The organism is Acinetobacter sp. A47, assembly GCF_000805455.1.
Lineage (GTDB): Bacteria > Pseudomonadota > Gammaproteobacteria > Pseudomonadales > Moraxellaceae > Acinetobacter.
Window position 1 is genome coordinate 29,746 of record NZ_JSUS01000001.1, and the last position, 14,942, is coordinate 44,687.

Sequence of the window (14,942 nt, forward strand, 5' to 3'; positions counted from 1 at the left end):
CAAATGAAGATAAAAATACAGGCCAAGTAAATCAACAATTGGGCATTGCTAAACTTGCAGATTTTTCCATAATGTTGCCAACAGATTCTGAAAAGAAGTTTGCTCTTGTCTGCCTTTGAAATTTTTGCGGTCGTGATCAGCCTGATTGGTGTGACCTTAACCATTCGACGTAACATGTGGTGCTGGTGGTTTAACTTTCTGGCTTGTAGCCTGTATGCCTACTTTTTCTTTACCATCCGGTTATATGGTGAAACCCTGCTGCAATTTTTCTTTATTGCGATGAATATGTATGGATACTATTACTGGCTGAAAGGTAAACGTCAGGAGCATGAGATCCGGATTGAACCGATTGGCACAAGTCAGGTGGTGGCGCAAATGGCTGGGGCTGTTATTTTGGGTCTGCTGTTTGGCCTCATTCTTCAACATTTTACTGATGCTGCTGTACCGATGCTGGATGCCCAACTGGTGGCATTCAGCTTGCTGGCCACTTACTGGACCAGCCGAAAACATATTGCCACCTGGATACTCTGGATTTTTGTCAATATCATCTATGTGGGCATGTTTATTTATAAAGAGGTGTTCCTGACCGCAGGCCTCTATGCTGCCTTTGTGGGGCTGGCTGCTTATGGCTGGTGGCAATGGCAACAGGCCAAGCAAAAACAGTACCGTCATGCATAACTAAGGGCAGCCGAGGCTGCCCTTAAATTTGAAACAAGACTTATTTGGTTGTGGCCTGATAGCTTTGTACCGCCTGGCGACCTAAGGCCGGATCATCGGTAAAGACCCCATCAACCCCGACCTTGAAATACAGCTGCATTTCCTTGATTGAACCTGTGATGCAGCGTTGTGCTTGTTTGGCTTTATCTGCGCTACATTTTAAGCTGTCTGGCAGGTGGACATTCTCAGGGCGGAAGGTATAAGGATGGACTTTTAGGCCCGCCTGATGTGCGTCCTTCACAAAGGAGGTGGGTTTAGTCATGGCAGCATCTTTAAAGATATAGTTTTTCCATGGGCCAACACCATTGGCATATTTGGCGACTTCTTTAAGCCCGCTCGCCGTAGCCAGATCGGCATAGGTCTTGGGGTTGTTCTCAGCCACATAATCTGCAGGCTGGGTATCTGCGGCATCATAGAGCTGGATGAGCTGTACATGTTTGATACTTTTGTGCAAGTCCAGCTGGTTCTTTAAGTATTTTAAATTGCCCACTTCAAAAGACTGTATATAGATGGGCGCAATATCGCGGGTATATTTATATTTAGATAAGGTTTTAAGCAGGTTATCTTCCAATGGCAGATTCTGCTTCTGAAAATAGGTCGGATGCTTGGTTTCGATATACAGGCCAATGATTTTGCCGGTCTTCTTATAATGTGCTTCGGCCAGTTCGATAATCTGTTCCAGCGTTGGAACAGGATACAGGTCATTGTATTTCTGATTGTCTGGGCGATATTGGGGAATACGCTCGCGTGCTTTGAGCTGCTGTAATTCGGCTAGGCTAAAGTCTTCAGTAAACCAACCCCCATTAAAAGCGGTTCCGTCAATCACTTTGTTTGTTTTACGGTCTGCAAATTGTGGCAGGGTAGAAACGTTGGTGGTACCGCCAATTTCATTTTCATGACGGGCAACCAGCACCCCGTCCCGGGTTGAAACCAGATCTGGCTCAATAAAGTCCGCGCCGTCCTCAATGGCTTTTTGATATGACGCAAGCGTATGTTCTGGACGAAGGGCGCTGGCTCCGCGATGGCCAATCACCAGAATTTTTGCAGCTTGTCCATCGGGCTGGGTCACATTGTTTTGATCATTATTGTCATCATTGCAGCCGGCAAGGCTGATCAGGCTCAGGCAAAGTATGGCTTTTTTAAACATAGATAAACTCATGTGTTTTTTATTCAGACAGTTAGTTTCAGGCATGAATCTATCAAGAATATGACAAGGAAATGATGGTTTTATGAAAAGAGCAAGCAGGATGAAACAGAAAAACAACGCTATAGCTCCGGTTTGAAGGATCTTTCAAACCGGAGCTCATCGGGCTGGCTAGTTGTTATTTTTCCAGTAAGGCCAGTTGGCTTCCGGAGTGAAACGGTAATTGTCATCCAGCCAGTAGGTTTGGGAGGGAGAAGATTTGTCTTTTAATCCCATGATCTGCATCAGGTTATTGTCAAGCTCGGCTGTATTGAGAAGTTTATCCCGGTCTACCCCGGTAGAGGCCAGGCGGTCAGACCACATGATGACCGGAACCTGATAGCCTGCCTTGGTATTCGGGCTATGGCCTGCATAGTCGATTTCATGTCCGACTTCATTGCCATGATCGGAAACCACGGTAAAAGATCTAAAATCTGGGGTAGCATCTGCCCTTAAATCATTCAGAAAGGTACTGAGTAACGAGTCTTCATATAAGACTGCATTATCATAATCATTGCGCAAGGAACGAATCCACGGGTCAATATTCCTGCGCTTTAAATCACTTTCTACGGCATCATTGCTGTTACTGGTAAACTGATTAAAGGCTACCGGATAGCGTTCCTTATAATTCGGATGAGCGCCAATCAGGTGAAGAATAATCAGTTTCTTCGGTTCAGGGTCTGCAAGGGCCTGCTGATAATCAGGCATCAGGGTTTCATCCAGAGACGTACTGCTCCGGCCTGAGCGTTTATTCTTATAGACGGCTTTGTCAGCATAGGAACCAAATAAAGAAGAGAGATAGGTATCATCCTGATTACTGAGCCAGTAAATTTTGTATCCTGCTGCACGAGCATAGGCGAGCACGCTTTCAGGTGAGTAGCGGTCATGATCTGCAGCCGGGCTTTCGGTCAGTAGCACCCGCAATGCATTAATGGTAGAAGGCGATGGAGAGAAAGCATTGCAAAATACCTCGATCTCGCCCAGCTGTTTTGCCAGTTCGGGGGTGGTATTACGTGGATAGCCGCAGATACCGAAGTTGAGACTGGTCAGGCTTTCAGACAATACCAGTACATGAGTCTGTTTTCCTTTGGCCTGTTCTGTCAGGACCAGATTCTGCCGGGCGCTCTTGTCCCATTGCTGATGCACCTGTTTGTGCTGCTTGATCCGGTCTTTAAACTCCTGAATTTTGGCCTGATAATCTGTCCAGAACACAATCGGATGTACCTTGCGTGACGGCTTCATCAGGTAACTGGTGGTTGCCAGCAGCACCAGTAAAATGATACAGCCACGATAAACCCGACTTTGCCACAGTCGCTGAAAATGCAGGGGCTTTACCAGCTTGAACACGGTAAAGCTATATAGGGTAAGCAGCACCAGTAAGCCTAGTCCGACCGTGATCAGGGCGTTCAGGTGGAGCTGGAAAAACTCCAGGCTTTCCTGACGGTTGGTATTGGCAAGTGCCTCGATAATAAAATAGGCTTCATTATCACTGTTGAACAGAAACCAGGTGCTGGAGCGAAGCAGGGCATCTAGCCAGGCCAGGAACCACCAGATAATGGCAATCATGTACCAATATATTTTTTTCCGGGTAATGGCCAGATAGATAAACAGCACGCCCGGCAATGATAAAAAACCAAGCCTTAAGCCATCAGTCAGATTACCGACTGCGATCAACAAGCCGCCTGTGATTAAGGCTGGCAGCAAGATCAGCAGCAGGATATTCAAGTTTTTTAAGCTGGCCTTCATATATGCCTAATACAATGGGGGAGATAAACTAAGCGTGCTAATATCGGTTCAAGTGGGGAATGTGTCAATTTAAAATTAAGAAGTCTTTGATTGCACAGTAAATTAAATTGACAGGCACAGCCCAGCGCTCAGGTTCGTGCAAATCTGGTCAATACAGGACCATGCTTTATGCCCCCGTATCCATGATTTCTCCTCAATTTCTACTTTTTGAAATGATATGTTAATAGGCATGGCGTTTGCCTGTAAGCTCGGTAATGATCGTAGACCAAACGTATTTATATTGATCTATGTTTTTGAAAAACTGACTGTTTCGTAAATGGATTGAACAGCCATGCTCTCTAAGTTTTTTATTCATCGTCCGATCTTTGCGACTGTACTGGCAATTATTGTGATGGCTGTCGGTTTATTTGCGATTTTAAACTTGCCGGTCGAGCGTTATCCCGATATCGCACCGCCACGAATTACCGTTTCGACAAATTATAGTGGGGCAGATGCCCAGGCGGTGGAAGATAGTGTCACCCAGGTGCTGGAACAGCAGATTAAGGGCATTGACCATCTGCTGTATTTCAACTCAAGCAGTGATGCCAGCGGCAATAGCCGGATCAGCCTGTTCTTTGAACAGGGCACCGACCCCGATCAGGCGCAGGTTCAGGTGCAAAATGCAGTCAATGGTGCCATTAACCGTTTACCCGATGATGTACAGCGACAAGGGGTAAATGTCCGTAAGTCGCTCAGTGACTCCTTTATGGTCATCGGGGTTGCTGACAAGTCTGGACGTTCCAGCAATCTGGATATTTCAGACTATATTACCAATAACTTTGAACTGAACCTGAGCCGGATTGAAGGAGTGGGTGAAGTCAGTGTTTTTGGTTCGCAATATGCCATGCGGATCTGGCTGAATCCGCAACGGCTTGAACGTTATCAACTGCAGGTCAGTGATGTACGCAGTGCCATAGAAAACCAGAATACACAGGTGGCAGCCGGCGCCATTGGCGATTTACCTTCGTCTGATCAGCAATATTTAAATGCCAAAGTCACTTCGGGGTCATTGTTACGTACACCAGAACAATTTGAAAATATCATTGTAAAAGCCAATACCGATGGCAGCTTTGTCTATTTAAAAGATGTTGCCCGGGTTGAAGTCGGGGCAGAGAACTATCAGGTATTTAACCGTATCAATGGTTATCCGGCCTCAGGCCTTTCCTTGTCCCTGACGGTAGGGGCAAATATCATGCAGGTGGCAGATGCCGTTTATAAGGAAGTATCGCGTCTGGAAAAAACCTTGCCTGAAGGTTATTTCGTGGTGTATCCACGTGATGATACGCCGTTTGTAAAAGAATCCATGTCGCAAGTGATTTCCACCCTGATCGAGGCCATCGGTCTGGTGGTGCTGGTGATGTTTATCTTCCTGCAAAACTGGCGTGCCACCCTGATACCGGCCATCACGGTTCCGGTGGTGATCCTGGGCACTTTTGCAGTTCTGGCCGTTTTAGGCATGAGCATTAATACCCTGACCCTGTTTGCCATGGTGCTGGCAATCGGCTTGCTGGTTGATGATGCGATTGTGGTGGTTGAGAACGTCGAACGGCTGATGCATGAACAGCAGCTGGATGCCAAAGCTGCTTCTATTCAATCCATGCAGGAAATGAGCGGGGCGCTGGTCGGGATCACACTGGTGCTGACGGCGGTCTTTATTCCGATGTCGTTTTTTAGTGGGGCAACCGGCATTATTTACCGGCAGTTTTCCATCACCCTTGTTGTGGCGATGGGGCTATCGCTGCTGGTGGCACTGATTCTGACGCCGGCCTTATGTGCCATTCTGCTCAAGCCGCAGCAGAAACAGGCGCGTTGGGCGCTGCTGTTCAATCAGGGACTGGACGGACTCAAAAACCGTTATCTGCGGGTTTCGCAACAAGTCATCCGGTTCAAGCGCATTGCCCTGATCGGGATGGTGATCTTGGTGGGAAGCTTTATCTGGATTTATCGCGACCTGCCAACCAGTTTTCTGCCGCAGGAAGATCAGGGAACCTTAAGCGTACAGTTCCGTTTGCCGGAAGGTACGCCAATGAGCAAGACCGAAGACGTCGGCCAGTATATTTCCGATTATTTTCTCGAACATGAAAAAGCCAACTTAAATGCAGTGATGGTGATTCATGGCCGCAATTTTTCTGGTACCGGTCAAAATCTCGGGCAGGCCTTTGTTTCACTCAAACACTGGGACCAGCGAAAAGGTGCAGAAAATAGTGCCCAGCAAATCCGGGCACGTGCGATGCGCTATTTTTCGCAAAATAACCAGGCGCGTATTATGGTCATGATGCCTTCAGTGATACGTGGCTTAGGGAACTCCGATAAACTCGACTTCTGGCTGCAAGATACCAGGGGGCTGGGACGTGAAAGCCTGTTAAAGTCTTTTCAGGACTTGCAGCAACAGAGCAATGCACTCGGTTTCGTTGAGAACCTGGATAAAAAGGGCAATGATGATCAGGCTGTACTCAATATCAGGATTGACCATAAAGCGGCCATGGTACATGGGCTGAATCTCAATGAAATCAACCGTACCTTATCAACGGCCTGGAGTGGCAGTTATATCAATGACTTTATTTACCGGGGCCGGATCAAGCGGGTGTATTTACAGGGAGATGCACCTTACCGTTCAAAACCGGAAGACTTAAATGACTGGTATGTGAAAAATGCCCGTGGACAAATGGTGCCGTTTTCACAGTTTAGCCAGATCGGATGGCAAGGCGCACCGCCGATGCTGGAACGCTTTATGGGCTATCCGGCCATCAGTCTGGATGCCGACGCAGCACAGGGTTATAGCAGTGGGCAGGGCATGCAGGCCATTCAGCAACTGGTCGATAAAATGCCTGATGTCGGGCTGGCCTGGAGCGGGTTATCCTATCAGGAACAAAAATCCAGCAATCAGGCGATCTGGCTCTATCTGGTTTCTGTGGCTTTTATTTTCCTGTGTCTGGCGGCACTATATGAAAGCTGGTCAATTCCTTCTGTGGTGATGGCTGCCATTCCTTTGGGGGTGGGAGGAACCATTTTATTCAGTTACATGTTTGGATTTGCCAATGATATTTATTTCCAGATTGCCTTGCTGACCACAATCGGATTGTCCTGTAAAAATGCCATCTTAATGGTCGAGTTTGCTGCCAGCTTGCAGCAACAGGGACATAAAGCGCTGGATGCTGCCTTACAGGCTGCCGGCTTACGGCTTCGCCCAATTTTGATGACTTCGATTGCCTTTGGTGCCGGTGTCATCCCGCTGATGTTTTCGAGTGGTGCGGGTGCGTTGAGCCGGCAGGCAATCGGTTATAGTGTCTTTGGCGGTGTTGTTTTCGGGACGGTACTGGTCTTGGTATTTATTCCGTTCATGTATGTGCTGGTTAGCTCCCGGTTTAAGCCCAAGCAACGGCCAGACATGATGCCGTAACATGGCTTCCGGTTGCTGACATCAATCAACGTTTTACTGTGCGGATGAGGACAGGAATTGTTCATTTTTGTTGACCAAGTTGAGAACATTTAAAAAAATTTGTAGTATTGCCGTGCCGTATAAACGGTCTGATGAGGGTTGATTGCCTAAATGGACACGCAGAGTTGTCATTTATCCCAAATTACACATTTTCATATTCATCACACCCTGAATGAAGCACCTGATCCAGCTTTAAAATAAGAGGCTGTGTCGCGTTCTTCATTGCAGGTGATGTGTAGTGAAGAGGCTGACATGAGCTACAATAATTTTTTATATCTATTAAGTGACGCACTTAAAAATAACCATATTGAACTTGCACTGGCGTCGGTACAGACTTTCCGGGCAGTTGATATTGCCGATGTCTTGACCCAGCTTTCTGTAGAACAAAGCCAACTGTTGCTCACGCATTTGCCTGAGCGTGCCTATGTTTTTTCCTATCTTCCGCCTAATGAACAGGTCAAGCTTGCCAAGGCCATGCCCAGAAATACCTTGGCAGAAATCATTGGCGAGATGTCTTCGGACAAACGGGCCGATGTTTTCAAGTGTCTGGATCAGGAGCAGCAGAACACCTTGTTGCCTGCTCTGGCTCAGGCCGAAAGGGAAGATATCCGCCAGCTTTCATCCTATCTGGAAGGAACTGCCGGGGCGATCATGAGTTCCGAATATGCCACGCTCAAGCCCAACATGACGGTAAAAGATGCGATTAAGATGTTACGTCTGGAAGCACCCGATACGGAAACCATCTATTTTGCCTATGTGCTGGATCAGGCCCGAAAAATCCTTGGGGTATTGTCGCTCAAGCAATTGATTCTGGCCCCTGAAGAGCAGGATATTAACGAGCTGATGGAAACCAATGTGCTGACGGCCTATGTCGATACCGATCAGGACGAGGTGGCCAAGACCATTGCCCGTTATGATTTGCTGGCCTTACCGATTATTGACCATTATGGCATGATGGTCGGGATCGTGACTTATGATGATGCGATGGATGTTGCCAGTGAAGAAGCAACCGAAGACTTCCTGAAAGTCGGGGCGGTCAATGCCTCGTCCAAGCTGAGCATTAAATCTGCGCCTATCTTGCAACTCTACCAGAAACGTGTGTTCTGGCTGGTGTTTCTGGTCTTTGGAAGCCTGCTGTCGGGGATCGGAATTGCACACTATGAAGATGTCATTGCGCAAAATCTGGTTCTGGTGTTTTTCTTGCCCTTGCTGGTCGGAAGTGGCGGAAATGCCGGATCACAATCTTCTACGCTCATGGTACGGGCCTTGGCCACGGGCGATGTCCAGTTTAAGGACTGGTTCTATCTGCTTGGTCGGGAAAGTCTGGTGGCCCTGTGTCTCGGCGGCACCATGGCGGTGGCGGTTTCCCTGCTGGGCTATTTCCGTGGTGATGAGATGGTCGCCCTGGTACTTGCGCTGAGCATGATGGGAATTGTGCTGATGGGCTGTCTGATCGGGATGAGCTTGCCTTTTATCTTGAACAGGGCCGGACTTGACCCGGCCAGTGCTTCAGCGCCGCTGGTCACTTCGATTTGTGATGCGACAGGAGTAATCGTCTACTTATTTATCGCGTCGATGATTTTATTCTAGGCGGTAATAATAATTGTACCGACAACTGCTAAAAACTACTTTATTCTCAAGGATAAACATCATTTTTAGGTAAAGTGAATGCGTGATTCCCCAGAACAAAAAAAACTAACCCAGCAGCAAGCGATCGCGGTCGAGCGTGATTTGGCCAAATTTGCCAATACCATGGACAGTCTGGTCCGCATACCCTTTACCAAGCAGGGAGTCGGTGCAGATGCGGCACTCAGCACGATTCCGTTTGCTGGCGATATTGCCGGTTTTATTCTGACCCTGTATGCCTTTAAAAAGGCCCGGGAAGTTGGCGTACCGCAATATAAGCTCAAAGGGGTGGTCAAGCTGGCAATCATAGATATGCTGGTTGGCTTCGTCCCGATTGTCGGCACTGTATTTGACGTATTTATCCGCCCCAGCCGCAAGACGCTCGAGATTGTGCATGAACACATCCGGGATGAGTATCAGGTACATAGCGACATTCACGTGGTGCATCCGTTCCTGCATGAATCACTTGAGCAAAAACAGAAAACTTCTGCCTTCTGGCGTAATCCGCTGGTGAGCTGGATCTGGTTACGCATTCCCGATCTGTTGGGTATCGCAGTCGTGATTTTACTGCTGCTGGCGGTGTGGGCCGGTTTTAGCTACCTATGGCAGCTCTACCAGTCTTATCAAGCTGGATAGCGATAAAAATAAAGCCTCCATGTGGAGGCTTTATTTCATTTATCTGGAGAAGATTATTGAACATTTAATTGCTGTAATGCAGCAACACGTTGTTCAATGGTTGGGTGGGTCTGGAATAGGGCAGCCAAGCTAAAGCCTTGTTCCTTACCTTCCGCAATTGCAAATGCTTTCATTTCTTTCGGCATCTGATCTGGCATTTCAGATTCGGCCTGTAAGCGTAAAAGCGCAGAAATCATCGCCTGTTTACCTGCCAGACGCGCACCTGCTTCATCGGCACGATATTCACGTTGACGCGAGAACCACATCACGATGGCAGAAGCCAAAATACCGAATACGATATCGAGCACAATGGTAATGGCAAAGTAGGCAAGACCCGGTGCTTCACCATCTTCACGACCAAATACGTTACGGTCAATAAAGTCACCTGCCACACGTGCAAAGAACATGACAAAGGCGTTGACCACACCCTGGATCAGGGCAAGGGTCACCATGTCACCATTGGCCACGTGACCGATTTCGTGAGCCAGTACCGCACGAAGCTCATCTTTGTTCATACGCTCGAGCAAGCCGGTTGAAACGGCCACTAGAGCATCATTTTTATTCCAACCTGTCGCAAATGCATTGGATTGGTAAGAAGGGAAAATCCCGACTTCAGGCATGTTAATACCTGCACGTTGAGATAATTGCGCCACTTCTTGTAATAACCAAGCTTCTGCTTGACTACGAGGTGCATTTGGGTCGATTAATTCAGTTCCAGTGGTTTTTTTCGCCATCCACTTCGACATGAATAAGGAAATTACAGAACCCACCATACCAAAGACAAAACAGACGACTAATAGGTTGCCTAGATTCAAGCCACCCGCGCCATGGTAACTACCGACACCGAAGAGTGACAAGATAATGCCAGCTACAACCAGTACCGCGAGGTTGGTTAGCAAGAACAAACCAATCCGCATCATTGAGAAAACCCTCTTATAAAGAAAAAGTGATCTGATTTATAAATTATAAATCATAACGCTAATATGCAGGGCGAACCTCAAAAATTCAAGCAAAAATTAGGCCTGGATACATTTAGCCAATAAAACTACGAACTGGCTGTGAAACAGGTACTTAAAAGCATTTTACAGGGAAAATCAGCGGCAAAATCATCCTGTGAGAATAGACTGCCTGAATTGTCAGTTGCTCAACCGGATTCGGGCCGAAGCAGTGGCATTGCTGGTGGTATAGGTGCCGATCGGAGCATCTGTAAAGGTGCCATCTGCCAGGGTAATGATCTGGCGGTTATAAGACTTGGGTGCCGGTGCAGCTTCGGCCACGCCCTCTGCCGATGAAGCATGGTTGGCGGACTGTGCCAGTATCTGGGTATTGTTGTTAGTTGAATCGGACAGGGTACCTAAGCCCGAGGCATACAGGTTCTGGTAACGGCTGGTGACACGGCGCACATAGTCCTGTGTTTCACGAAATGGGGGAATACCGCCGTATTTATCGACATTGCCTTCACCGGCATTATAGGCTGCAATCGCCAGTTGGGTATTGCCATTAAAACGCTTGAGCAACCAGCTCAGGTATTTGGCCCCGCCAAAAATGTTCTGCTGCGGATCGTAGGCATTACTGACATTAAAGCGGCGTGCAGTAGCTGGCATAAGCTGCATTAAGCCTTGTGCTCCTACTGGGGAGCGTGCCCGGATATTAAAGCCTGACTCGGTGTGCATGACGGCTTTAATGAGGCCTTCTGAAATTCCGTGCTGTTGGGCAGCCTGACGGATGAGCGGGTCAAAGGCATTTTTATTGCGGCTATAGCTTGGCAGGACTGAAGCCTCACTGGCGCCCCAGTTACTGTAGCTATGGATATTACTGTCCGGATAATAAGTGGCTTTGACCACTTTTAGGTGACTGTACTCTGCCTTTTTCTTGTTGGTGAGCAGTGTCGTACCATTTTCATCTTTAAATTGATAAATGGTCTGCCCGGCATAACTGGATGCCGTGCCATTAAAAAAACCGATTGTTCCCAAGCAAAGAGCAAAAAAATAAGTTGTTTTGTTCATCGTTATAATATTCGCGAAAGGATGAGCATAAGTTTCATTTCGCAGTTTAACAAAAAAAAGTAAAAAAAGATCTTTTGCTACAATTTTTTTATTTTTAGCTGTTAGACAAAAATCAAGTCAATTTGTGCGAATGTTCAGCAAAAAAAATTAAAATATTTTTTTTAAAAAGTATCTATTGACATATATAAGTTGTTGATTTTATTTTAATAAAATGAGTGGTTAAAAAATGATCAATTTAATGGGAAGCCTTATTTTAAGATAAAGGCAGTTTGTCAATAGCCAAGAAATCCACAAATTTATCCACAGCTTTTGTGGACAACTGTGGAAAAGTTTGAAATATAAGCGATCTAGACCATTGGTGATTATTTTGATCAGAATTTTACCAGTATGAAACTGAAATATGACGATTGAAAGAAATTGAAAAATTCTTTAGATGCGCATTTTTTCGGAATGAGATAAAATCGCGCGGTATTTTTGTTTATGAGTAAATCACGTCTATGTACGCGCCAGTGGAGTCCAACCAAGGATTTAATTTCAAGCCGGAACTTCCGACAAGTTCGGCCTATTATCGCCTGTTGAAAAAACTTCGTCGCCAGGTGGGGCATGCTATTCGTGACTACAACATGATCGAAGATGGCGACAAGGTCATGGTCTGTGTCTCTGGCGGTAAAGACAGCTATACCATGCTTGATATCTTGCTACAATTCAAGCGTATAGCTCCAATCAATTTTGATATTGTTGCGGTAAACCTGGACCAGAAGCAGCCGGGTTTCCCAGAAGATGTGTTGCCACGTTATATGGAAGAGAACAACATTCCATATTACATTCTGGAAAAAGATACCTATACCATTACCAAGCGCCTGACACCTGAAGGCAAGACCTACTGTGCGGTATGCTCACGCTTGCGCCGTGGTTCGCTGTATGGCTTTGCCCAGGAAATCGGGGCGACCAAAGTCGCGCTGGGTCACCACCGCGATGACATCATGGCAACCTTCTTTTTGAATTTATTCCATGGTGGAAGCCTGAAGGCAATGCCGCCAAAACTGTTATCTTCAGATAAAAAGAATATCCTGATCCGTCCTTTGGCCTATGTGGAAGAGAAGGACATCATCAAGTACGCGGAATTGCGCCAGTTCCCGATCATTCCATGTAACCTGTGCGGCTCACAGGAAAACTTGCAGCGTGCCATTATCAATGACATGCTCCGTGAATGGGACAAACAGCATCCGAAACGCCTGCACAGCATTTTCGGGGCTTTGCAGAATGTTTCTCCGTCTCAACTGGCAGATCGTGAGTTATTTGATTTTGAAGCTCTGGACAGTCAACGCGAGTTTGACATGAAAGATCCGGAAGAAATGAAGAACCGTCTGGATGTGGTCAACCTGAGTTTTGCCGCAGAGTAAAGTGTAAAACTTTTTGAAAAGGTACTGGTTAAGTACCTTTTTTTATAAAAAATTTAAAAATTGAACCCCGCGTACAAAAAATCATAGCCCAAAATAAAAATTACGTGCTATAACAGGGCACAAGCAAATTGCTTCATGTGATGTCGTCTGGATAGATGGCACAAGAAATTGAACAAATACATTTGAGGAATAATCATGGCTGCATTTTTAACTGATGATTGGTTTGCAACTGTTGAAAAACTTACTGCTGAAGCTGGTGATTTGAATTTGCCACCTGCGCTTGCGAATTTAGCGATTAACTTGGTTGTAACAGATGCAGCAGGTAATACAGAATTAGCTTTGGATGCAGGTAAAATCCAGAAAGGTTTATCTTCAAATGCGAAAACAACCTTGAACATGGATGCAGAGACTTTACGTAAAGTCTTTTTGGAATTTGATATGGCTGCGGCAATGCAGGCATTCATGACTGGCAAAATCAAGGTTCAGGGCGATATGTCTCAGCTGATGGCGTTACAGACTGCCAAGCCAAGCCAAGAGCAAAAGGATCTCTTCAAGAAGGTACTTGAGCACACAGCTTAAGCCTTACCCTCTAAAAAAAAGCTTACCTATAATAGGTAAGCTTTTTTTATGCCTTGAAACCTAGACATCAATCCGGCTGCTGGTCTTGATATGCTCCAAATACGTGCGGATACGTGTGACGTATTGTACAGCCTGTTTATAGCGGCCATTACGTGCCTGATTGCGCTGCAGGTAATCATACAGGTTGACCCATTGATCCGGGTCTTTACCCTGGGCACGGATACGCTTCTGGATCTGGCTGACAGCACCCGGCCCCATATTATATGCCACCAAGGCGTACCAGTTGCGGTCTGGATAAGGTACCGTCGAAAACTGGTCCAGCATCAGATCAAAATATTTGGCACCGCCCTGAATGCTCTGGTTCGGATCAGAGCGATTGCTGACCCCCATGGCCTGTGCCGTGCTATTGGTCAGCATCATTAAACCGCGAACACCTGTGGGAGAGACCGAGCCCGGCTTAAGATAGGATTCCTGATACCCGATAGCGGCCAGCAGATGCCAGTCCAGATTGTATTTGGAGGCACTCTGTTTAAAGCTGGCCTTATAAATGGGCAAGCGTTGTTTCAGGTCTTTCTGAATGGTTGACCAGGACTCCGGTTTCACCACATTGCGGTTATAAAATGAAGCCAGCTGCTGGGTCGTACCTGCCTGTTTACTCTGGCAGATGTAACCGCTTGCAGTTAAGGTCAGTGGATCGTCAGCCTGTTTAAAGACCCAGTTCAGCTGTGGATTCAGGCCATTTTTACTGAGACTGGCCTGGTCGCCGCAACTTGCTGAAAAGGAAACCAGCTGTTTGTTTTCAATGGCAGCCAGATTGGCGGTAGTCATGGCAAGGTTGGCCTTGCCCTGAGCGACCCATTTCAATGCGGTGGCATTGTCTGGAACTGTTTTAAAATCAAGTTTTACGTTTAGACTTTGCGCATAGTTACGCGCGAGATCATAGCCAAAACCATGTAAGAACTGGCCATCACTAAATACGGTGGTCGGGCTTTCGACCGCAACAACCGTGAGAACATTGGTATTTACCACAGTGTTGTATTGATGCGACTTTTCTGCATTCAAACTGTTGAAAGGTAAAACCGCAATACTTAAAGCTAATGCTTGAAACGGGAGAGTGGAAGATAACGAGTTAAGGCTAGGCCTAGACCCAGAACTTGAATTACTGTGCATGTTGTCTCCGCTACAGGTAATTTATGCCCTAAAAGTTTGACAAAACACTGCCTTGACTTTTAAAAGTTGATAAATTCAATAAGGGGTGGGCAAGTCATGAACGTCATTCAAAATGACATTGGATTAAAGGGAAAAATGACGCAAATGTTTCACAACATTAATATGGCGTACAAAAAATAGACAAAATCAAACTTAGGCGCGCATATTAAGCGCCAAAAAAGCGATTGTCAAATTTTAGATCAAAAAAAATTGAGAATTGCATCACAAACTCATGATTTCAAAAAAGAATAAAATTTATACACTTTAGTCGTGGCGAAATAAGGAATACAATGCAAAAACTTGTAAGTGGAATGTTGTTT

11 protein-coding genes are annotated in these 14,942 nt (G+C 46.3%); 6 read left to right on the plus strand and 5 right to left on the minus strand.

The window, feature by feature from the left end; all coding sequences use genetic code 11:
• Window positions 1-105: 105 nt before the first annotated feature.
• Window positions 106-678 carry a nicotinamide riboside transporter PnuC gene (gene pnuC / locus OC23_RS00120; RefSeq protein ID WP_038341910.1) on the plus strand — a complete coding sequence of 191 codons (573 nt, stop codon included), beginning with the start codon at window positions 106-108 and terminating at the stop codon, window positions 676-678.
• Window positions 679-718: 40 nt separating this feature from the next.
• Here pnuC and OC23_RS00125 read toward each other — a convergent pair whose 3' ends face one another.
• Together OC23_RS00125 and OC23_RS00130 are read right to left on the minus strand one after the other, a co-directional pair.
• A complete protein-coding gene (locus tag OC23_RS00125; protein ID WP_038341912.1) occupies window positions 719-1,864 on the minus strand; it encodes a glycerophosphodiester phosphodiesterase in 1,146 nt (381 codons plus the stop codon).
• A gap of 168 nt (window positions 1,865-2,032) precedes the next feature.
• Window positions 2,033-3,646: a phosphoethanolamine transferase gene (locus OC23_RS00130; protein ID WP_038341913.1), complete on the minus strand. Its 1,614-nt coding sequence runs from the start codon at window positions 3,644-3,646 to the stop codon at window positions 2,033-2,035.
• Window positions 3,647-3,977: 331 nt separating this feature from the next.
• Between OC23_RS00130 and OC23_RS00135 the strand changes: the two genes are divergently transcribed.
• From OC23_RS00135 to OC23_RS00145, 3 genes are all read left to right on the plus strand, one after another.
• Window positions 3,978-7,085 carry an efflux RND transporter permease subunit gene (locus OC23_RS00135; RefSeq protein ID WP_038341915.1) on the plus strand — a complete coding sequence of 1,036 codons (3,108 nt, stop codon included), beginning with the start codon at window positions 3,978-3,980 and terminating at the stop codon, window positions 7,083-7,085.
• Window positions 7,086-7,376: 291 nt separating this feature from the next.
• Window positions 7,377-8,714, plus strand: a complete 1,338-nt coding sequence (mgtE, locus tag OC23_RS00140) for a magnesium transporter (protein ID WP_038341916.1) — start codon at window positions 7,377-7,379, stop codon at window positions 8,712-8,714.
• 78 nt (window positions 8,715-8,792) lie between these two features.
• Complete coding sequence (locus OC23_RS00145) at window positions 8,793-9,386, plus strand: DUF4112 domain-containing protein (protein WP_038341918.1); 594 nt, start codon at window positions 8,793-8,795, stop codon at window positions 9,384-9,386.
• 53 nt (window positions 9,387-9,439) lie between these two features.
• Here OC23_RS00145 and htpX read toward each other — a convergent pair whose 3' ends face one another.
• Complete coding sequence (htpX, locus tag OC23_RS00150) at window positions 9,440-10,345, minus strand: protease HtpX (protein ID WP_038341920.1); 906 nt, start codon at window positions 10,343-10,345, stop codon at window positions 9,440-9,442.
• Between the two features lie 216 nt (window positions 10,346-10,561).
• Window positions 10,562-11,431 (minus strand): lytic transglycosylase domain-containing protein, encoded by an 870-nt coding sequence (locus tag OC23_RS00155; RefSeq protein WP_038341922.1) that lies wholly within the window; start codon window positions 11,429-11,431, stop codon window positions 10,562-10,564.
• Window positions 11,432-11,928: 497 nt separating this feature from the next.
• Between OC23_RS00155 and ttcA the strand changes: the two genes are divergently transcribed.
• Together ttcA and OC23_RS00165 are read left to right on the plus strand one after the other, a co-directional pair.
• Window positions 11,929-12,834 carry a tRNA 2-thiocytidine(32) synthetase TtcA gene (ttcA, locus tag OC23_RS00160; protein WP_038341924.1) on the plus strand — a complete coding sequence of 302 codons (906 nt, stop codon included), beginning with the start codon at window positions 11,929-11,931 and terminating at the stop codon, window positions 12,832-12,834.
• 195 nt (window positions 12,835-13,029) lie between these two features.
• Window positions 13,030-13,413, plus strand: a complete 384-nt coding sequence (locus OC23_RS00165) for an SCP2 sterol-binding domain-containing protein (protein WP_038341925.1) — start codon at window positions 13,030-13,032, stop codon at window positions 13,411-13,413.
• Between the two features lie 60 nt (window positions 13,414-13,473).
• Here the strand turns inward: OC23_RS00165 and OC23_RS00170 are convergent, their stop codons facing one another.
• Entirely contained in the window at window positions 13,474-14,583 is a 1,110-nt protein-coding gene (locus tag OC23_RS00170; RefSeq protein WP_038341927.1) for a transglycosylase SLT domain-containing protein, read from the minus strand.
• Window positions 14,584-14,942 lie beyond the last annotated feature (359 nt).